Origin of the sequence: Duganella levis, assembly GCF_009857605.1 — a bacterium.
Taxonomy (GTDB): domain Bacteria; phylum Pseudomonadota; class Gammaproteobacteria; order Burkholderiales; family Burkholderiaceae_D; genus Rugamonas; species Rugamonas levis.
In genome coordinates this window covers 151,660-171,232 of the sequence record NZ_WWCT01000013.1, presented here as the reverse complement: position 1 = coordinate 171,232, position 19,573 = coordinate 151,660, and the positions used below count along the sequence as shown (strand labels likewise).

Annotated in this window: 22 protein-coding genes; 11 read left to right on the top strand and 11 right to left on the bottom strand. The window is 64.4% G+C overall.

Annotated elements, in window-relative coordinates; genetic code table 11:
* Both GTP69_RS17070 and kdpE read left to right on the top strand, forming a co-directional pair.
* Nucleotides 1-1,579, top strand: a 1,579-nt coding sequence (locus tag GTP69_RS17070) for a DUF4118 domain-containing protein (protein WP_161055983.1), incomplete at its 5' end; no start/stop codon positions are given.
* On the top strand, nt 1,572-2,267 hold the full coding sequence (gene kdpE, locus GTP69_RS17065; protein ID WP_161055982.1) for a two-component system response regulator KdpE: 696 nt from the start codon (nt 1,572-1,574) through the stop codon (nt 2,265-2,267). The genes GTP69_RS17070 and kdpE, both read left to right, overlap by 8 nt.
* Nucleotides 2,268-2,270: 3 nt before the next feature.
* Here the strand turns inward: kdpE and GTP69_RS17060 are convergent, their stop codons facing one another.
* The 4 genes from GTP69_RS17060 to GTP69_RS17045 all read right to left on the bottom strand — a co-directional run bounded on the left by GTP69_RS17060 (nt 2,271) and on the right by GTP69_RS17045 (nt 5,915).
* Nucleotides 2,271-3,185 carry a GNAT family N-acetyltransferase gene (locus GTP69_RS17060; protein WP_161055981.1) on the bottom strand — a complete coding sequence of 305 codons (915 nt, stop codon included), beginning with the start codon at nt 3,183-3,185 and terminating at the stop codon, nt 2,271-2,273.
* Nucleotides 3,186-3,290: 105 nt separating this feature from the next.
* Nucleotides 3,291-4,460, bottom strand: a complete 1,170-nt coding sequence (locus tag GTP69_RS17055) for a vWA domain-containing protein (protein ID WP_161055980.1) — start codon at nt 4,458-4,460, stop codon at nt 3,291-3,293.
* Between the two features lies 1 nt (nt 4,461).
* Nucleotides 4,462-5,067 carry a GNAT family N-acetyltransferase gene (locus tag GTP69_RS17050; RefSeq protein WP_161055979.1) on the bottom strand — a complete coding sequence of 202 codons (606 nt, stop codon included), beginning with the start codon at nt 5,065-5,067 and terminating at the stop codon, nt 4,462-4,464.
* The gene (locus tag GTP69_RS17045) at nt 5,064-5,915 is read right to left on the bottom strand and encodes an AAA family ATPase (RefSeq protein ID WP_161055978.1); all 852 of its coding nucleotides are present in this window, start codon (nt 5,913-5,915) and stop codon (nt 5,064-5,066) included. The genes GTP69_RS17050 and GTP69_RS17045 overlap by 4 nt, the downstream gene beginning before the upstream one ends.
* 208 nt (nt 5,916-6,123) lie before the next feature.
* Between GTP69_RS17045 and GTP69_RS17040 the strand changes: the two genes are divergently transcribed.
* Both GTP69_RS17040 and GTP69_RS17035 read left to right on the top strand, forming a co-directional pair.
* Nucleotides 6,124-6,471, top strand: a complete 348-nt coding sequence (locus GTP69_RS17040; RefSeq protein WP_110845203.1) for a c-type cytochrome — start codon at nt 6,124-6,126, stop codon at nt 6,469-6,471.
* An 11-nt stretch (nt 6,472-6,482) separates the two neighbouring features.
* Nucleotides 6,483-6,824, top strand: a complete 342-nt coding sequence (locus GTP69_RS17035; protein ID WP_161055977.1) for a c-type cytochrome — start codon at nt 6,483-6,485, stop codon at nt 6,822-6,824.
* Between the two features lie 70 nt (nt 6,825-6,894).
* Here GTP69_RS17035 and GTP69_RS17030 read toward each other — a convergent pair whose 3' ends face one another.
* On the bottom strand, nt 6,895-7,320 hold the full coding sequence (locus tag GTP69_RS17030) for a DUF1841 family protein (RefSeq protein WP_161055976.1): 426 nt from the start codon (nt 7,318-7,320) through the stop codon (nt 6,895-6,897).
* A 57-nt stretch (nt 7,321-7,377) separates the two neighbouring features.
* Nucleotides 7,378-8,022 carry an RNA pyrophosphohydrolase gene (locus GTP69_RS17025; RefSeq protein WP_161055975.1) on the bottom strand — a complete coding sequence of 215 codons (645 nt, stop codon included), beginning with the start codon at nt 8,020-8,022 and terminating at the stop codon, nt 7,378-7,380.
* A gap of 203 nt (nt 8,023-8,225) precedes the next feature.
* On the opposite strand from GTP69_RS17025, the gene GTP69_RS17020 reads away from it, so the two are divergent.
* Nucleotides 8,226-9,962: a proline--tRNA ligase gene (locus GTP69_RS17020; protein ID WP_161055974.1), complete on the top strand. Its 1,737-nt coding sequence runs from the start codon at nt 8,226-8,228 to the stop codon at nt 9,960-9,962.
* The gene (locus GTP69_RS17015; protein ID WP_161055973.1) at nt 9,962-10,558 is read left to right on the top strand and encodes a lytic transglycosylase domain-containing protein; all 597 of its coding nucleotides are present in this window, start codon (nt 9,962-9,964) and stop codon (nt 10,556-10,558) included. Before GTP69_RS17020 ends, GTP69_RS17015 begins: the two co-directional genes overlap by 1 nt.
* 63 nt (nt 10,559-10,621) lie before the next feature.
* On the opposite strand, the gene GTP69_RS17010 is transcribed toward GTP69_RS17015, so the two are convergent.
* The 5 genes from GTP69_RS17010 to GTP69_RS16990 form a co-directional block, all read right to left on the bottom strand.
* Nucleotides 10,622-11,008, bottom strand: a complete 387-nt coding sequence (locus GTP69_RS17010; protein WP_161055972.1) for an SWIB/MDM2 domain-containing protein — start codon at nt 11,006-11,008, stop codon at nt 10,622-10,624.
* A gap of 181 nt (nt 11,009-11,189) precedes the next feature.
* A complete protein-coding gene (gene ffh, locus GTP69_RS17005) occupies nt 11,190-12,557 on the bottom strand; it encodes a signal recognition particle protein (RefSeq protein WP_161055971.1) in 1,368 nt (455 codons plus the stop codon).
* Between the two features lie 99 nt (nt 12,558-12,656).
* Nucleotides 12,657-14,759 carry an NHL repeat-containing protein gene (locus GTP69_RS17000; RefSeq protein WP_161055970.1) on the bottom strand — a complete coding sequence of 701 codons (2,103 nt, stop codon included), beginning with the start codon at nt 14,757-14,759 and terminating at the stop codon, nt 12,657-12,659.
* A 115-nt stretch (nt 14,760-14,874) separates the two neighbouring features.
* A complete protein-coding gene (locus GTP69_RS16995; protein ID WP_161055969.1) occupies nt 14,875-15,036 on the bottom strand; it encodes a hypothetical protein in 162 nt (53 codons plus the stop codon).
* Nucleotides 15,000-15,584, bottom strand: coding sequence for an NHL repeat-containing protein (locus GTP69_RS16990; RefSeq protein ID WP_161055968.1), 585 nt, complete (start codon nt 15,582-15,584; stop codon nt 15,000-15,002). The genes GTP69_RS16995 and GTP69_RS16990 overlap by 37 nt, the downstream gene beginning before the upstream one ends.
* Before the next feature lie 261 nt (nt 15,585-15,845).
* On the opposite strand from GTP69_RS16990, the gene GTP69_RS16985 reads away from it, so the two are divergent.
* From GTP69_RS16985 to GTP69_RS16965, 5 genes are read left to right on the top strand one after another with little or no spacing between them, the layout of a single operon-like run.
* Complete coding sequence (locus tag GTP69_RS16985; RefSeq protein ID WP_161055967.1) at nt 15,846-16,820, top strand: ABC transporter substrate-binding protein; 975 nt, start codon at nt 15,846-15,848, stop codon at nt 16,818-16,820.
* Nucleotides 16,820-17,647: an ABC transporter permease gene (locus tag GTP69_RS16980; RefSeq protein ID WP_161055966.1), complete on the top strand. Its 828-nt coding sequence runs from the start codon at nt 16,820-16,822 to the stop codon at nt 17,645-17,647. Before GTP69_RS16985 ends, GTP69_RS16980 begins: the two co-directional genes overlap by 1 nt.
* Entirely contained in the window at nt 17,647-18,441 is a 795-nt protein-coding gene (locus GTP69_RS16975; RefSeq protein ID WP_202424454.1) for an ABC transporter ATP-binding protein, read from the top strand. The genes GTP69_RS16980 and GTP69_RS16975 overlap by 1 nt, the downstream gene beginning before the upstream one ends.
* 22 nt (nt 18,442-18,463) lie before the next feature.
* A complete protein-coding gene (locus tag GTP69_RS16970; protein WP_161055964.1) occupies nt 18,464-19,267 on the top strand; it encodes a cytochrome C assembly family protein in 804 nt (267 codons plus the stop codon).
* Nucleotides 19,264-19,560: a PP0621 family protein gene (locus tag GTP69_RS16965; RefSeq protein ID WP_110845193.1), complete on the top strand. Its 297-nt coding sequence runs from the start codon at nt 19,264-19,266 to the stop codon at nt 19,558-19,560. The genes GTP69_RS16970 and GTP69_RS16965 overlap by 4 nt, the downstream gene beginning before the upstream one ends.
* Nucleotides 19,561-19,573 lie beyond the last annotated feature (13 nt).

Sequence of the window (19,573 nt, the reverse complement as noted above, 5' to 3'; positions counted from 1 at the left end):
GGGCGACGACGCGACCGCCGGCGCACTCCAGCGCCGGCGCCTCATCGGCTACGGCGTGGCGGCGGCGGCCAGCGTCGCCACCGCGCTGATCACCACACCGCTGCTGGCCTGGCTGGACCTGGCCAACATCGCCATGCTGTTCCTGCTGGTGGTGGTGCTGGTGGCGGTGCGCTTCGGGCGCGGACCGTCGGTGCTGGCCACCTGCGTCAGCGTGGCCTGCTTCGACTTCTTCTTCGTGCCGCCGCGCTTCACGCTGGCCGTGACCGACTTCCAGTACCTGATCACCTTCATCGTCATGTTGGCGGTGGGCCTGATCACCGGCCACCTGACGGCCGACCTGCGCTTCCAAGCCCGCGTTGCCGCGCAGCGCGAACGGCGCGCGCGGGCGCTGTACGAATTCGCCCGCGAACTGTCCGGCGCACTGCAAACCGAACAAATCTACGACACCACCCGGCGCGTGATCCAGCAAGCGTTCCGCGCGCGCGCCACGCTGCTGTTGCCGGACGACGCCGGCCGGCTGCACCAGCCGCCGCCGGAGCACGCCAGCCTGGCAGCCGATATCGCCGGCAACGGGCACAGCGGCGCCCACCTGGCGGCGCTCGACACCGGCATCGCCCAATGGGCCTACGACCGCGCCGAGCCGGCCGGTCTGGGCACCGACACCTTGCCGGCCAGCCGCATCTTCTACCTGCCGCTGGTGGCGCCGATGCGCACCCGCGGCGTGCTGGCGATCGAACCGCAGCAGCGGCGCTGGATGCTGATCCCAGAGCAGCGTCAACAACTGGACACCTTCGCCGCGCTGGCCGCCATTGCGCTGGAGCGGGTGCACTACATCGAAGTGGCCCAGGGCGCGCTGGTCAGCATGGAAACCGAACGGCTGCGCAACTCGCTGCTGGCGGCGCTGTCGCACGACCTGCGCACGCCGCTCACATCACTGGTCGGCCTGTCGGAAGCGCTGACCAGCTCGCGTCCGGCGCTGAGCGAAGCCCAGCAGGACACCGCGCGCGCCCTGCACGACGAAGCGCTGCGCATGAGCACCATGGTGGCCAACCTGCTCGACATGGCGCGCATCCAGAGCGGCGAAGTGCACTTCAACCTGCAATGGCAGGCGTTGGAAGAAGTGGTCGGCAGCGCGCTGCGCGCCGCCGGCAGCGCCCTCAAAGGCCACCAAGTCAGCACCAAGCTGGCGCCCGCGCTGCCGCTGCTGCGCTATGACGCCGTGCTGATCGAACGGGTGCTGGTCAACCTGCTGGAAAACGCCGCCAAATACACGCCCCCCGGCGCCCATATCGAAATCGCCGCCGTGCTGCACGGCGCCTGGCTCAACGTCACCGTACACGACGATGGCCCCGGCCTGCCGGCCGGCCGCGAAGAAGCGCTGTTTGAAAAATTCACCCGTGGCGAACGCGAATCGGCCAAGCCGGGCGTCGGCCTCGGGCTGGCGATCTGCCGCGCCATCGTCGAAGCGCACGGCGGCCGCATTAGTGCCGGGCGTGGCGCGCTGGGCGGCGCCGCCTTCACCTTCACCCTGCCACTCGGCACACCACCGGCCATGCCGGACGAGGAAGTCCATGACTGACACCGCACCGACCGCCTTACTGGTCGAAGACGAACCGCAAATCCGCCGCTTCGTGCGCGCCGCGCTGGAAGAGGAGGGCTGGCAGGTATTCGAAGCGGGCGGCCTGCAACGCGGCCTGATCGACGCCGGCACCCGCAAGCCCGACCTGATCGTGCTCGATCTCGGCCTGCCGGACGGCGACGGCATCGACTTCGTCACCGACCTGCGCAAATGGTCGAGCGTGCCGGTGATCGTGCTGTCGGCGCGCGTCAACGAAGCCGACAAGATCCGCGCGCTGGACGCCGGCGCCGACGACTACCTGAGCAAACCGTTCGGCGTCGGCGAACTGCTGGCGCGCGTACGCGCCACCCTGCGGCGGCAGCGCCAGCCGGCCGCCGACCAGAGCGGGCTGGTGCAGTTTGGCGAGGTCGTGGTGGATCTGCAGAACCGGCGCGTGACGCGCGGCGGCGCCCACGTGCACCTGACGCCGACCGAATACCGGCTGCTGGCGGTGCTGGTGGCCAACGCCGGCCGCGTGATGACCAACCCGCAACTGCTGCGCGCCGTGTGGGGGCCGTCGCAGTCGGAGAACGGCCACTACCTGCGGATCTACATGGGCCACCTGCGCCACAAGCTGGAAGCCGACCCGACCCAGCCGCGCTACCTGCTGACCGAAACGGCGGTCGGCTACCGCCTGCAGCTGCCGTAACGGCTAGCCGCGCGCCATGATGTCGTAGTCCTTGCTGGTGGTGAGCGGCTGGAAGCTGCGGCGGCTCAGCATCTGCATCATCTGCGAACCGCTCTTGGTGGCCACCACCAGGCGCCGCTGCTGGTAGCGGGTGCAGAAGAAATCCACCATCGCCGAGCCCAGGCCGTTGTTGCGGAAGGCCGGCGCTACCGCCAGCGCGTGCAGTTCGCGCTCCGGGCCCTTGTTGCCGTCCAGCCCCAGCACCATCATGTAGGCGGCCAGCTGGCCATGCAGCTCGGAGACCCAGAATTCGATCGGCACCACCATCTGGCCGCCGTTCCAGAGATCGCGCAGCGCGGCGCCATCGATGATGCCCTGGCTGAAGCTGGCCGTCAGCGCGGCCTGGCGCGCGGCATCCATCACATTCTGGTCGAAGGCGCCGTCTTCGCCGCCGGTACTGGTCAGCTGGACGATGGCCGGCACGTCGGCCAGCACGGCGCGGCGGATGGTGGCTTCCAGCCGGCGGCGGCGCCGTTCGCGGCGCGCCTGGCGCTGGAAACTGCGGGCGTGGCGCGCGGTGCGCTCGAACAGCAGGCGGCCCTGCCAGGCCAGCAGCGCCGCCAGGCCGTAGCCGGCCGCGCTTTGCAGCAGGTCGTAGACCAGCATCAGGGCGCCGTCGTGATGGCGGGTCAGATAGAAATCGACCACGCGGGCGGCACTGGCGGCCAGCACCGCCAGCACGGTGGCGGCGCGCCCCAGCCGCCACGCCACCAGCACCACCGACAGCGTATAAAACAGCCCGAAGGAAATGGTCGGACCGCTGCCCAGATCGAGCACGAAGAAGCCGGCCAGCAGCAAGGCGGCCGCCGCAGCAATGCTGCGCGGGCTGGCGGCGCGCAGGCGCGCGCTCAGACGACGAAAGGAAGGCAGTATGGACATAGCCCCTAGGCTAAGGGCTGCACCGTTATGCTACAACTTAATATTTGTAGCATTTTGTTTCATAAATTTCAATATATTTAACAAAGTTTCTTTTTGTTAAATATTCTATTTGCTGAGGGTGCGCATTGCCTGTTCCAGGCCGTTCATGGTGAGCGGGTACATGCGGTTGTTCATCAGCTGGCGGATGATGTCGATCGACTGGCGGTACTGCCAGATGGTGTCCGGTTCCGGGTTGAGCCAGACGAATTTCGGGAACGCCGCCGTGAAGCGCGCCAGCCAGGCGCTGCCGGCTTCCTCGTTGTTGTACTCGACCGAGCCGCCCCGCTGCAAAATCTCGTACGGACTCATGGTGGCGTCGCCGACGAAGATCAGCTTGGTGTCGGGCGGGTATTTGCGCAGGATGTCCCAGGTCGGGAAGCGCTCCGAATGGCGGCGCCGGTTGTTCTTCCACATGTAATCGTAGACGCAGTTGTGGAAGTAGAAGAACTCCATGTTCTTGAATTCCGACTTGGCGGCCGAGAACAGCTCCTCGGTGCGCTCGATATGGTCGTCCATGGTGCCGCCGACGTCGAACAGCATCAGCACCTTGATATTGTTCTTGCGCTCCGGCTGCATCTTGATATCGAGATAGCCGGCGTTGCTGGCGGTGGCGCGGATGGTGGCGTCCAGCGCCAGTTCCTCGGCCGCGCCCTGGCGCGCGAACTTGCGCAGCCGGCGCAGCGCCACCTTGATGTTGCGGGTGCCGATCTCGCGCTCGCCGTCGTAATCCTGGTAGCTGCGCGCCTCCCACACCTTGACCGCCGTGCGGTTGCCGCCCTTGCCGCCGATGCGCACGCCCTCGGGATTGGTGCCGCCATGACCGAACGGCGAAGTGCCGCCGGTGCCGATCCACTTGTTGCCGCCCTCGTGGCGCGCCTTCTGCTCGTCCAGCAGCTCCTTCAGCCGGTCCATCAGTTTGTCGTAGCCGAATTTCTCCAGCGCGGCGATTTGCTCCGGCGTCAGCTCGCGCTTCATGCGCTGCACCAGCCAGTCCAGCGGCACATTGCCCTGCTGGTCGAAGGTCGCGTTGATGCCCTTGAAGTACAGGCCGAAGGCGCGGTCGAACTTGTCGAAGTGGGCCTCGTCCTTGACCAGCGTCAGACGCGCGAGGTAGTAGAAATCGTCCAGCGAGTTGCTGATCACCTGCTGTTGCATGGCTTCCAGCAGCGTCAAAAACTCCTTGATCGTGACCGGGATCTTGGCGTCTTTCAGCGTGAAGAAGAAATCGATCAGCATCTCAGCGCACTCCGTGGCGCGCCAGCTTGTCGCGCAGATGGGCCTTGATCTCCGGCCACTCGCCGGCCGTGATGCTGTACATCACGGTATCGCGCACGGTGCCGTCGCGGCGCAGCGCGTGGTGGCGCAGCACGCCGTCCTTTTTGGCGCCGAGGCGCTCGATGGCCGCTTGCGAGGCGTGGTTGAAATTATCAGTGCGCAAGCCGACCAGCGCCGCGCCCAGCGTCTCAAAGGCGTGCGTCATCAGCAGCAGCTTGCAGGTGGTGTTGACGTGGGTGCGCTGCCAGCTGCGGGCGTACCAGGTGTAGCCGATCTCGGTGCGGCCGATGGCCGGCACGATGTCGTGGTAGCTGGTGGTGCCGATCAGGGCGCCGCTGGCGCTGTCGATCACGGCAAACGCCAGCCGGGCAGGGCGCTGCTCGATCGCCTTGAAGATATAGGCGTCGACCTCGTGCGGCTCCGGCACGGAAGTGACGCGTAGCTTCCACAGCTCACCGTCGCTGGCGGCCGCGCGCAGGCCTTCGGCGTGGTGCGGGGCGAGCGGCTCCAGCCGCACGCCGTGCAGTTCCAGCGTGACCGGCAGCGGCGTGTCGAACTGCGTGCTCATCGGTTATGGCGCGCCATGGCGACCAGGCGCTCGAACAGGTGGATATCCTGCTCGTTTTTCAGCAGCGCGCCGTGCAGCGGCGGCACGATGGCCTTCTGGTCCTGGCTGCGCAGCGCTTCCGGCGGGATGTCCTCCGCCATCAGCAGCTTGAGCCAGTCGAGGAATTCCGAGGTGGACGGCTTCTTCTTCAGGCCCTGGACGTCGCGCACCTCGTAGAAGGTCTGCAGCGCCTGCGCCAGCAGTTCCTGCTTCAGGTGCGGGTAGTGCACCTGGACGATCTGCGCCATCGTATCGCGGTCGGGGAACTTGATGTAGTGGAAGAAGCAGCGGCGCAGGAAGGCGTCCGGCAACTCTTTCTCGTTGTTGGAGGTGATGATCACCAGCGGCCGGTGCGCCGCCTGCACCATCTCGCGGGTCTCGTAGACATAGAACTCCATGCGGTCCAGCTCGCGCAACAAATCGTTGGGGAACTCGATATCGGCCTTGTCGATTTCATCGATCAGCAGCACCACCGGCGCCGGCGCCGTGAACGCCTGCCACAGTACGCCCTTGACGATGTAATTGTGGATATCGCGCACCCGCTCGTCGCCCAGCTGCGAATCGCGCAGGCGCGAGACGGCGTCGTACTCGTACAGGCCCTGCTGCGCCTTGGTGGTGGACTTGATGTGCCATTGCAGCAAGGGACGGTCGAGCGCGGCGGCGACCTCCTCGGCCAGCATGGTCTTGCCGGTGCCGGGCTCACCCTTGATCAGCAGCGGACGCTGCAAGGTGAGGGCGGCGTTGACCGCCAGTTTCAGGTCGGCGGTGGCGACGTAGTGGGCGGAACCTTCAAAGCGAGCGGCGGTCATGCGGATATCCCGGAGAGAAAAGATAAAACAGTATAGAAGGAAACGCTAGAGTGGGGGCTCGGTCCGTACGGCAGCGCGTGTTGTTTCTAAAAAATACTTGGGTTAGAATCCTTGAGCATATAGAACAAAAGTCAATACACTTGACCCGTGGTAGAAGTATCCGAGATCGCAGTATCCGCGCTTGTCCGATTACTTACTTAGAGACACCATGAAAAAACTCACCGCACTCCTCGTGCTCGCAGCGATTACCCAAGTCGCCCACGTCGCCGTCGCAGCGGAGGTTGTGGGCAACGTCCAGAACGCCAAAGCCAAGATCGAAATGTGCATCGGCTGCCACGGCATCCCCGGCTACAAAGCCACCTTCCCCGAAGTGTTTCCGGTGCCGATGATCGGCGGCCAGTCGGCCAAGTACATCGAGAACGCGCTGCAGGATTACAAGAAAGGGGCGCGCAAGCACCCGTCGATGCGCGGCATCGCCGCCAGCCTGAGCGACCAGGACATCGCCGATGTGGCGGCATTCTATGCGGCGCAGACCCGCACGGCGGACCCGAAATGAGGAGTGAGTTCATGAAAAACACCATCGCCGCGGTCGCCTGCGCCCTGCTCGCCGCCGGCGCCCACGCGGCCGGCAACATCGAGTCCGGCAAGGCGCTGACCGAGAAATACGCCTGCTTCAGCTGCCACGGCAAGGACTTCAACACGCCGATCGACCCCAGCTATCCGAAGCTGGCCGGCCAGCACCGCGACTACCTGGTGCACGCGCTGAAAGCCTACCAGCGCGGCGACAGCGCCAACGGCCGCAGCAACGCCATCATGACCGGCCAGGTCAAGCCGCTGAGCAACCAGGACATCAAGGACCTGGCGGCCTACCTGCACAGCCTGCCAGGCACCTTGGCCACCCACCGCTAAACCAACTCCGGGGTCAGGTCCGGCACTTGGACACGAGCTCATGTCCAAGTGCCGGACCTGACCCCGGAGTTTACAGGCGGCGCTGGAGGGCTTCGAGGTAGGCGGCGGCGTCGGGCGGGGTGCCGGTGCGCTGGGCGTTCCAGATCATCTCGCCCAGGCATTCCATGATTTCGTGCTGCGCCGCGTGGGCGTCGTCCAGCTTGAGCGTCAGCGCCGTCGCCAGGGCGCGGATGCCGGGCGGCTGGTCGATCGAGATCTGCTCGTCAATCGACAAGTGCATCGACAGGTGCAGGAACGGGTTGGCCTGGGCGCCTTCGACCTGGTAGTCGCGCGTCAGCGCCGTTTCGACGTCGGCCAGCACGTCGTGGTATTCGGGATGGTGGCGGATCCAGTCGGCCGCCATGGTCTCGATCGGGCTCAGGATGGCGTTGGCCTGCTGCTTGCGGTAGGCTTCGCAGAAGAAGCGGCGCACATCGTCGGATGAAGGATTGAACATAGGCCGCCATTGTACGGAAAAAAAGCGGGACAGTCAGACTGTCCCGCTTTTTTGGCATCATGCGCTGTTGGTTTCGCCTTCCGGCTTGTCGTCGCAGCCGCAGTCGCCGACGGCCGTTTCCAGCGCCGGCTTGGCGTCGTTGGCCCCGGCCGCGCCCGGATTGGCGCGCGGCGCGTGCGGCTGGCGCAGGTAGCGCGAGCCGTGGTGGCGGCGGTCGTGGCCGTTGGCCGGCCAGCTCAGGAAGCGCGACAATTCCTGCAAGGCGCGCTGGTAGACCTCGCGCTTGAACTCGATCACCACGTCCAGCGGCACCCAGTAGTCGTGCCAGCGCCAGGCGTCGAACTCCGGGTGGTCGGTCAGGCGCAGATTGACGTCGTTGTCGCGCGCACACATCCGCAACAGGAACCAGATCTGCTTCTGGCCCCGGTAATGGCCGCGGATTTCCCGCTTGATGAAATGGTCCGGCACCTCATAGCGCAGCCAGTCGCGAGTGCGACCGACTATCTTGACGTGCTCGGCCCGCAGACCGATTTCCTCTTCCAGCTCGCGGTACATCGCCTGCTCCGGCGTTTCACCGTATTTGATGCCGCCTTGCGGAAACTGCCATGAGTGCTCACGCACCCGCTTGCCCCACCACACCTCGTTCTGGGCGTTCAGCAGGATGATGCCGACGTTGGGCCGGAACCCTTCACGATCGAGCATATTGCACCTCAAACTTTCTGCGACCGTGCTCCCTGTCTTATATTTTTGCCCACAAAACGGCACGCCGGCGCGGTTTTCGGGGTACGAAAACGGCCGGAGGGCCCTGATTTGAACGCATTTGTATAAAGTATGGGTGCATCAGCCAGCTAATCCTTTAAAATTAGGTTGATTATAACTCTCTCTTTTTAAAAAGAATTCACCGTATGCGCGCGTCACGTTTTTTTATTTCCACGCTTAAAGAAGCTCCGTCCGATGCCGAAGTCGTCAGCCATCAGTTAATGATGCGCGCCGGCATGATCAAACGCCTCGGTTCCGGTATCTACACCTACATGCCGATTGGCCTGAAAATCATCCGCAAGGTGGAAGCCATCGTGCGCGAAGAGATGAACCAATCGGGCGGCATCGAGCTGCTGATGCCCCTGATCCAGCCGGCCGAGCTGTGGCAGGAAACCGGCCGCTGGGACAAGATGGGCGCCGAACTGCTGCGCATCAAGGACCGTCACGGCCGCGAATTCGCCTTCCAGCCGACTGCCGAGGAAGTGATCACCGATGTGGTGCGTTCGGAAATTAAATCGTACCGTCAACTTCCGTTGAATTTTTACCACATCCAGACCAAATTCCGCGACGAACGCCGTCCGCGCTTCGGCCTGATGCGCGGACGCGAGTTCACCATGAAGGATGCGTACTCGTTCGACCGCGACCTGGCCGGCATGCAGGCTTCGTACAAGATCATGTATGACGCCTACACCCGTATTTTCAACCGCTTCGGTTTGAAGTTCCGTGCGGTAGCAGCCGATAACGGCGCCATCGGTGGCAGCGGCTCGCACGAATTCCACGTCATCGCCAGCACCGGCGAAGATGCGCTGGTGTATTGCCCGACCTCGGATTACGCCGCCAATATGGAAGCGGCCGAAGCCTTGCCGGTCAACGCCACCCGCCCAGCCGCGTCGCAGCCGCTGAGCAAGGTCGAAACGCCGAACGCCACCAAGTGCGAACTGGTGGCCGAGCAGCTCAAGCTGCCGCTGGCGCAGACCGTCAAGACGCTGGCGCTGACCGTCGAGACCGAAACGGACGGCAAATTAGCTAAACAGTATTTCATGTTGTTGTTGCGTGGCGACCACGAACTGAACGAGGTCAAGGTCGGCAAAGTGCCGGGCCTGGCCGCGCACCGCTTCTCGACCGAAGCCGAGATCCTGGAAGTCTACGGCTGCGTGCCGGGCTACCTGGGCCCGATCGGCACCAAGGCGCCGGTCACCGTGGTGGCCGACCGCACGGTCGCCAATATGGCCGACTTCGTCTGCGGCGCGAACGACGCCGGCTACCACTACACCGGCGCCAACTGGGGCCGCGACTGCGCCGAGCCGGACCTGGTGCTGGACCTGCGCAATGTGGTGGAAGGCGATGCCTCGCCGGACGGCCAGGGCGTGCTGGCGATCGAGCGCGGCATCGAAGTCGGTCACGTGTTCCAGCTGGGCACGGCGTACTCGGAAGCCATGAAAGCCACTTTCCTGGACGAAAACGGCAAGCCGGCGCCGCTGCAGATGGGTTGCTACGGCATCGGCGTGACGCGCATCCTGGGCGCCGCCATCGAGCAGAACTTCGACGACAAGGGCATCATCTGGCCGGCCTCGCTGGCGCCGTTCGAGCTGGTGCTGTGCCCGATGGGCATGGACCGCAGCGAAGCGGTCAAGCAAGCGGCCGAGCAGCTGTATGCCGACGCGGTAGCGGCCGGCATCGACGTCATCATCGACGACCGCGGCCAGCGTCCAGGGCAGATGTTCGCCGACTGGGAACTGATCGGCGTGCCGCACCGCGTGGTGATCGGCGACCGTGGCCTGAAGGAAGGCAACCTGGAATACCAGGGCCGCCGCGACACCGAAGCGACCGCCGTGCCGGTGGCCGAGGTGCTGGCCTTCATCAAAGGCAAAATGGCGCAGTGATGAAGGCGCTGTTGCGCTGGACGGCGCTGGTGGTGCTGGCCGTGGCCGCACCGCTGGCGCTGGCCGGCAACCAGAAAGAAGAAGCGCTGGCCGACTCGGTGCGGCTGGCGCTGTCGAATGCCATCAAGGACGCGACGCCGCCGACCCCGAGTTTCCGCAACCCGTCGGACGAGGCGCGCTACCGCAACTGGCTGGACACCATGTCCTACCGTCTCAAGCGCAAGCTGGCGGACGAGCAGACCCGCACCGAATTCCTCGCCACCGTCTGGTATGAAGCGCGCCGCGCCGGACTCGACCCAGGCATGGTGCTGGGCCTGATCCAGGTGGAATCGGCCTACCGCAAGTACGCGGTGTCGATCGTCGGCGCGCGCGGTTACATGCAGGTGATGCCGTTCTGGACCAATGTGATCGGCGACCGCAACCGCAGCGCGCTGTTCAATATGCAGACCAATCTGCGCTACGGCTGCTCGATCCTGCGCATGTACCTCGACATGGAAGCCGGCAATGTCTACCTGGCGCTGGGCCGCTACAACGGCAGCCGCGGCAAGCCGGAATATCCGAACGCGGTGCTGGCCGCGTGGAACAACTGGAAATAAAAAAAATGCCGCTATCGCCTGCGCGATAACGGCATCCGGGCGCGGCAGCGGCCGCAGCGTCGATTATTTCAGGTGATCGGAAATGAGCTTGGTCATTTCGAACATGGAAACCTGGGCTTTGCCGCCGAAAACGGCTTTCAGCTTGTCGTCCGCATTGATGTTGCGACGGTTGGCCGGGTCTTGCAGATCGAGCTTCTTGATGTAATCCCACACTTTTTTGGTCACTTCGGTGCGCGGCAAAGGCTCGGCGCCGACGATCGCGGCCAGCGATGCGGATGGGGTCAACGCTTTCATGAAGGCGGCGTTTGGTTTGCGTGCTGCCGGTGCTGCTTTTTTCACTGCTGGCTTCGCTGCTGCTTTAGCTGCTGCTGGTGCTGCTGCTTTCTTTGCGGCCGGTTTGGCCGCAGGCTTCTTAGCGGGTGCTGCTGGGGTTTTTTTGGCTGTTGCCATATTCGAGCCTCCTTAACGAACACATGGAAAATTGCGCAATTGATCGCACCGGCTAATATTGGTGGGGATTTAACCTGCACGCAAGTGTTTTTCGCGTTTTTTCCCGGAAACACCACGTAAACACGGGGCATACGCCCGGTTTACGTGGGGAAGCGCGCTTTCGTAGCCCTTGAGGGAGGGCTTAGCGCATGCCCGGCATCATGCCCTTCATCGAGCGCATCATCTTCATCATGCCGCCGCCGGACAGCTTTTTCATCATGGTCTGCATCTGTTCGAACTGGTTCAGCATGCGGTTGACCTCTTGCACTTGCACGCCGGCGCCGGCCGCGATGCGGCGTTTGCGGGTGGCCTTGATCAGTTCCGGCTTGGCGCGTTCGGCCTTGGTCATCGAGTCGATGATGCCGACCATGCGGCGCACCTGCTTGTCGGCCTGGTCCATGTTGGCGTTGCCGGCGGCTTGCTGGAACTGCGCCGGCAGCTTGTCGACCAGGCTGGCCATGCCGCCCATTTTCTTCATCTGGCCCAGCTGGGCCTTGAAGTCGTTCATGTCAAATTTGCCACCCGACTTGACCTTGGCGGCCAGGTCGGCGGCGGCCTTGGCGTCGACGCCCTTGCGCGCTTCTTCCACCAGCGCCAGGATGTCGCCCATGCCCAGCACGCGGTTGGCCATGCGGGTCGGATCGAAGGCTTCCAGGCCGTCCAGCTTTTCCGAGACGCCGGCGAACTTGATCGGCTTGCCGGTGATGTGGCGCACCGACAGCGCCGCACCGCCGCGCGAGTCGCCGTCCAGCTTGGTCAGCACGATGCCGGTCAGCGGCAGCGCGTCGTTGAAGGCCTTGGCGGTGTTGATGGCGTCCTGCCCCAGCATGGCGTCGACCACGAACAGGGTTTCGATCGGCTTGACCGCGCCGTGCACGGCGGCGATCTCTTTCATCATCTCTTCATCGATACCCAGACGGCCGGCGGTGTCGATGATCAGCACGTCATGGTAGTGCTTCTTGGCCCAGTCCAGCGCCGCCAGCGCGATGTCGACCGGCTTGTCCTGCGCGGTGGACGGGAAGAAGTCGGCGCCCACTTGCGCGGTCACCGATTGCAGCTGGGCGATTGCGGCCGGACGATACACGTCGGCCGAGACGGTCAGCACTTTCTTTTTCTTTTCTTCCTTGAGGTACTTGGCCAGCTTGCCGACGGTGGTGGTTTTACCCACCCCTTGCAGACCGGCCATCAGGATGATGGCGGGCGGCTGCTGGGCAAAGCTCAGCTGGGCCGCTTCCGGACCGAGGTCGGCGCCCATCAGGGCGGCCAGCTCGCGCTGCACCACGCCGACCAGGGCCTGGCCGGGCGACAGCGAGGAAATCACTTCCTCGCCGAGGGCTTTTTCCTTGACGCGGGCGATGAAGTCGCGCACGGCCGGCAGGGCGACGTCGGCCTCCAGCAGCGCCATGCGCACTTCGCGCAGCATCTCGGCGGTGTTGGTTTCGGTCAGGCGGGCCTCGCCGCGCATGGTCTTGACGACCTTGGCGAGGCGTTGTGTCAGATTGTCTAGCATAGTGTTGAACCTGTTGGCAGAAGTGGCGTCCAGCGCGCAGCCGGACTTAGTCTGCCATTTTACCGCATGGCAGCCGCAGCGCGGCGGCTGCCAGTGCGGTCAGGGCAATACCAGCGTGTAAATGCCATGGCCGGCGGCGACGGCAAATACCTTGCCGCCCAGCGGCGCCACGCCGCGCACCTGGTACAGCAGCGCCGGCAGCGGGCCCGGTAGGTTGGTGAAGCTGCTGCCGGTTTCGACGCCAGCCAGCACGGTGCGGGTGCCATCCGGCGCCACGCGGATGATAGCGTTGCCCGGCGCGCCGGTGCCAGCGGCGTTGACCTGGTAGACATTGCCATCCGCCGCCGCATTCAGGCCCGCTGGCAGGCTGGCGACCGTGGTGACCGCTCCCAGCGGCGTGACTTTGCGGATGGTGTAGGTGTCGCTATAGGTTTGCGACTGGTCGGAGACGTACAGGTTGCCGTCCTTGTCGACCCCGGCCAGCGTCGGGCGGCCGAAGACGGCGGCGCTGCCCTGGCCATCAAGTTGCTGCAACGGGGCGCCGTAAAAAACGCCGCCGGCGATCAGGGTAAAGCCGCCGCCCTGGCCGACCTGGTACAGGCCGCCGCCAAAATCGCTGCCGGAGCGGATCGAGACGACCAGGGTGTTGGCCGGGGTCATGACCATGCCGCTGATGTAGCCGGGCAGGTTGCTGGTTGCGTAGGTGCTCACGGCGCCGGCTGGCGTGATCTTGCGGATCATGATGGGGGTGGCCACCGCGCCGGCATTTTCCACCGCATAGATGTTGCCATCGCGGTCGGCCGCCAGCAGTCCGGGATTGACCAGCCGCGCCTGCGCGCCCTGGCCGTCGGCCATACTGTCATAGGTATCGCTGCGCACGCCGGCCAGCACCACGGTCTTGCCGTCGGTGCCTGTGCGGCGCAGGCTGACGCCGTCGGTGGTGATGACCGCGCCATCCGCCATGCCCAGCAGCAGATTGAGATACTGGCCGTCCGCGCTGTCTGCCGCGCCCACCGTGTACAGCGTGCTGAGCGTGCCGTTGCTGAATTTGCTGATGGTGTTGGTCTTGCCGGCCTTGGCGGTGGACAGCAGCAGCGGATTGCCCTGTTGGTCCAGGCTCAGGTCGAAGGCGGCGGTGCTGTCGGCCGCTTGTGTCAGCAAGGTGGTCACCACCCCGGCCGGGCTGACCTGGCGCAGGCCGAAATAGTCCAGCACATACAGGTTGCCGTTGGGCGCCACGCGGAATTGGCGGATGCCGTAGAACCGGGCGTCGGCGCCCGTGCCGTCGACATCGGCGGTGGTGAGGGCGGCGGACGCGCCGGCCAGCAAGCGCCGGCTGCCATCAGCCCCCAGCAGGTAGACGGCCGTGCTGTCGCGCACATACAGCGTGCCATCCGGCGCGGCAATCAATTGCCAGGAGATCATGCTGCCATCGTCGACCACACCCAGTGTGCTCAGCTTGCCACTGGCGTCCAGCTTGCGGAAGCTGGTGGTGGCCTTGTAGACGCTGGAGCTGAGATGACTCTGTTGCACATCGCTGAAATACAGGCTGCCGTCAGCCAGCGGGGTGAGGGCGTTGATGCTGGCCGTGATCGGCAGCGCGCTCAAGTCGGCGTTCAGCGTGCTGACGGCGCCGTCGGCGCTGATCTTGCGGATCACTGCCCGGCCGGCCTGCGTCGTATCGCTGGTATAGATGGCGCCGCTGCCGTCGGTCGCCAGCGCCCGGATCGAGCTGAAGCGCGCCGCCGTGCCGCGGCCGTCAATATTGGCGTTGCCGGGCGTGACCGTGCCTGCCAGCAGCGACAGGCCAGGAGCGCTCGGCGCCAGTTGCAGCACGATGCTCTTGCTCAGATTGCCCGAAGTGGCGCTGATGGTGACGGCGGTGACGCCGGTGAAACTGGCCGGCGGCGTGTAGCTGACGCTGGCGCCGCTGGTAGCCGACAAGGCGCCGGGGCTGCCGGCCGCCAGCGTCCAGTTGACGCTGCCGGCACCGTTCAGGCCGGCATTCAGTGTGACCGCCGCGCCGCCGGCGGTGGTGCTGGCGCCGGAGCTGGTCAATGTCAATTCGGTGGCGGCGGCTTGCGCCGGTTGCGCAGGCTGGGCCGGCGTGGAACCGCCACCGCCGCCACAGGCGCTCAGCAGCGTGGCTGACAACAGGGTGCAAGCCGCAGCCCGCAGGCCGGCGCGATAGGATATAGACATGATAGCTCCATTGCAGAAAGGGTTATGTTTCTGATTTCACAATGGCATGCTATGCCCTTTCACGGTCTTAAAATGTGATTCGCATCACAATTTTTGAATTTTGCTTGCCAACTAATTAATGCGCCACCACCAGCTGGAGGATGGCCTCGTTGGAGAAATAGTGGCCATTGCTGACGAGTAGCGCGTAGGTGGCTGGTCCGGTGGGCACCAGGCCGAACGGGCGCAGCCCGATCATGGTGTTCAGCACGCCCGGCAGCGTGTGGACGTGGGCGACCACGCTGTCGACGCCTGCCGGGTGGTGCAGATGATGGTGCCGGCGGTGCGGTAGGTGTTGCTGTTGGGGGCGGCGTTGAGCGAGGCCGTCAGCGCGCTGACGGTGGTGACGTCGGCCGCCGCGTTGATCTTGCGCAGCGCGGTGTTGTCCTTGTCGGCGACGTACAGGTTTTCGCCGCTGTCGAGTTCGATGACGGTGGGCGTCAGGAAGCGCGCGGCGGCGCTGATCTTGCGCAGTGTCAGCCCAAACAGGCGCGACGGGGTGCGGCAGGCGCCGGTGACGTACAGATTGCCGGCTGGATCGGCCGTCACGGCGAGCGAATCGCCGAAGCGTGCCGTGGCGACCGGGCCGTCGGTGGGCGAATTGAACAGATCGCCGTTCAGGCGGCCGCTGACGATGCTTAGGCCAGGCGCGCCCGGATCGGCAAACACGGTCAGCGTCAGCGACTTGCTGACGCCGCCGGCGCTGGCGTTGACGTTGACCGTCACATGGGTATGACACGCCACCGTGGCCGGTGGCGTGTCATTGACGCTGGCGCCGCTGCTGGCCAACAGCGTGCCGGCGCCGCCACTACTTTCACCGCCACGCAGGCGCTGAGCAGCAAAGTGGTGGTCGGGGCAGCGAGGGCAGGATCGAAAGTGTCTTCGTGGGTTTGTTTATTTTACAAAAAATGTCGTATTGCCATGCGATCACAAAAAAGCAACATTGGAATGAAATTCACTAACAGGATTGTGTAACAAATGGTGTCACTTGGTATGATCGGAACACAATAAAGTAGTGGCCGCCGGCCTGACATCAAGGAGAGAGACAGCATGCAACTGACATCGTTCGTGAAACTCATCGCTACGGCGGCCATCGTGATGATGGGCAATGCCCAGGCCCAGGAAGTGGTCCGGCTGGGGAATCTGAAGTTTGCCCACTACGGCGCCGTCTCCTATATCAAAGAAATCGCCCCCAAGTGCGGCATCAAGGTCGAGGAGCGGGTGTTTGCCAAGGGCCTCGACGTGATGCAGGCGATTATTGCCGGCGAGCTCGATGTCGGCACCACCGCATCCGAGGCGGCGATTTCCGGCCGCGCCGGCGGCGCGCCGATTTATGTGGTGGCCGGCTTTGCCAAGGGCGGCGCGCAACTGGTCAGTCGCGCCGACCTCAAGCTGAAAACCGTCAAGGATCTCAAGGGCAAAAAAGTCGGCGTGACGCGCGGCGGCATCCAGGAAGTGCTGCTGCTGGCCGAGTTGCAGCAGAACGGCCTGAGCGTTTCCGATCAGCCGGGCAAGGACGTGCAACTGGTGTTCCTGGCCTACGCCGATCTGAACCAGGCGCTGCTGGGCAAGCAGATCGACGCCATGATGCAGTCCGAGCCGCAGTCGTCGCAGGCCATCAACAAGGGCTTCGGCACCGAAATCATCAAGCCCTACGACACGCCGATCGGTGAGCCGATCCGCACCATGGTGATGACCGAGAAGTTCTATAAAGAGAAGCGGCCGCTGGCCGAGAAGTTCATGAACTGCTTCATCCAGGCCACCAAGACCTTTATCGACAACAAGGCCGTGGCCGAGAAGTATGTGCGCGAGGTGGTGTTCAAGGGCCAGATCACCAAGGACGATTTCGACGACGCCATCGGCAATTCGCCGTACAGCTACGACATCACGCCCGAGCACATCCAGATCACCACCGACGTCATGGTCAAGACCGGCGTCGGGCGCATGAGCAAGCCGCCGGTGGCCAAGGACTGGGTCAAGACCGACTTGCTGGAAGCGGCCAAGAAATCGCTGGGCGTTAAATAATGGCAGCCGCTTCTTCGTCATGGCGGCAGATCGGCATCGGTCTGGTGCTGCCGGCCGTGGTGGTGGCCTTGTGGCAGACGGTGGCGGTGATGGGCTGGGTCAATCCGCAGGTGCTGCCGTCGCCGCTGGCGGTGGCGGAGAAGTGGATCGCCTATTTGCTGCCGTTGCAGCCCTACGATGCGGCGGCCGGCAGCTGGCTGCACTGGGCCGTTTCCGGTGAGCTGATCACCGATTCCATCAGCAGCCTGTACCGGGTGGTGGTGGGTTTCCTGATCGGTGGCGGGCTGGCGCTGCCGCTTGGCCTGGCGATGGGCATGAGCAACCGCGTCTACGACTGGTTCAACGTGCTGGTGCAGATGGTGCGGCCGATTCCGCCGATTGCCTATATTCCGCTGTCGATGCTGTGGTTCGGGCTGGGCAATCCACCGGCCGTGTTCCTGATCGCGCTGGGGGCGTTCTTCCCGGTGCTGATGAATACCATCGCCGGCGTGCGCCAGGTTGATGGTATTTATATCCGCGCGGCCCGCAACCTGGGCGCGTCCGGCTTCACCATGTTTACCCGGGTGATTCTGCCGGCGGCCGTGCCGTACATCCTGTCAGGGGTGCGGATCGGCATCGGCACCGCCTTCATCGTGGTGATCGTGGCCGAGATGGTGGCGGTGAATAACGGCCTCGGCTTCCGCATCCTGGAGGCGCGCGAATACTTCTGGTCGGACAAGATCATCGCCGGCATGATCACCATCGGCCTGATCGGCCTGGCGATCGACGTCGCCATGAACAAGCTGAATAACCATCTGCTGCGCTGGCACCGCGGCCTGGAGAATTGATGAACGCGCACATCGTGGTTTCGCAAGTCAACAAAGTCTTCCAGACCGCCGAGCGCGAGGTGGCGGCGCTCAAGGACATCAACCTGGAGATTCCGCAGGGCCAGTTCGTCTGCCTGCTGGGGCCGTCCGGCTGCGGCAAGTCGACCTTGCTGAACGCGGTGGCCGGCTTTGCGCCGCCGTCGTCCGGGACCATCACCGCCGACGGCAAGCTGGTCACCGCGCCCGGCCCCGAGCGCGGCATGGTGTTCCAGGAATATGCGCTGTTTCCGTGGATGACGGTGGCCGACAATGTCGCCTTCGGCTTGCAGATCAAGGGCCAGCCAAAGGAGCAGATCAACGCCACGGTGGACAAGCTGCTGACCATGCTGTCCTTGCAGGATTTCCGCAACCGCTATCCGAAAGACCTGTCCGGCGGCATGCGGCAGCGGGTGGCGATCGCCCGCGTGCTGGCGCTGGATTCGCCGATCATGCTGATGGACGAACCGTTCGGCGCGCTCGACGCGCTCACGCGCCGCAACCTGCAGGACGAGCTGCTGCGTATTTGGGCCGAGCTGAAAAAGACCATCATCTTCGTCACCCACTCGATCGAGGAGGCGATTTATTTGGCCGACCGCATCGTGGTGATGACCTACCGCCCCGGCACCGTCAAGCGCGACCTGCTGGTGGACCTGCCGCGCCTGCGCGACCCGGCCGCCGCCGAATTCAATGCGCTAAAACGCGAGCTGGGCCAGCTGGTGATGGAAGAACAGCAACGCCATCACCGCGACGAGCTGCGCATGGCCGCCGTGGACTGAGGCGATAGTGTAAACTGGGGGCATGCAGATCTATTCCTTTATTGCAGCCATTGCGCTGTACATCCTGTGCGCCGCTCTGCCATCGCGCCGTGGCGGCCTGATTTCAGCCGTTACCCTGGCCGCCTGGCTGCTGCACGGCATCGGCCTGTGGGCCGACATTGCCGGCGGCGGCGAGCTGCGCTTTGGCTTTGCGGCCATGCTGTCGTCGGCGCTATGGGTGTCGGTGGCTGCGTATTGGCTGGAAAACCGGAATTTCAGCCTGGACGGCATGCGCCGGCTGGTGATGCCGTTTGCCGCTGGCGCCGCCGCGCTGCAGGTGGCGTTTCCCGGCAATCTGGTGCCGCTGGAGGGCAAGTCGCCGCTGTTCGGCTGGCATATCGCCATCGCCACCATGGCTTACAGCACCTTGACCATCGCCGCTTTCCACGCGGTGCTGATGGCCTTGCAGGAGTCGCGCCTGCATGCGCGCAGCGACAAGAAGTCCTTCCTGTCCGGCGCGCTGGACCAGTTGCCGGCGTTGCTGACCATGGAAAAACTGTTGTTCCGCATGATCGGCTTCGGCTTTACTTTGCTGAGCCTGACCGTGTTGTCTGGTATCGTGTTCTCGGAGCAGTTGTTCGGCCAGGCGCTGAAGTGGGATCACAAGTCGGTGTTTACGCTGCTGTCGTGGGTGCTGTTCGCCGCGCTGCTGGCGGGCCGCCGTTTCCGTGGCTGGCGCGGCAAGACCGCGCTGAGCTTCACGCTGGCCGGGTTTGCGACGCTGCTGCTGGCCTATGTCGGCAGCCGTTTTGTGTTTGAGGTAGTTTTGCATAAGGGTTGGGCATGAGCCGTATTATTTTTTGGCTGGGACTGGTTTTCCTGGTGATTTTCGCGGTCCGCTCGAAGATCCGCGCGGCGCAGAAGCGCCATCAGCAGCAGTTCCGCCAGCCACCGCCGCAGGCGGCGCAGCCGCAACCGCAGCCAACCTACAAGGCGCGCGCCGCCACCCAGGCCGCCAATGACGCCGAAGTGATGCTGCAATGCGCGCATTGCGGCGTGTTCTATCCTGCCTCGGAAACGGTGCAGGCCAATGGCCGCGACTATTGCAGCGCGGCCCATGCCGCACTGCCGTCCGCCTAACGTCCCCAGCACC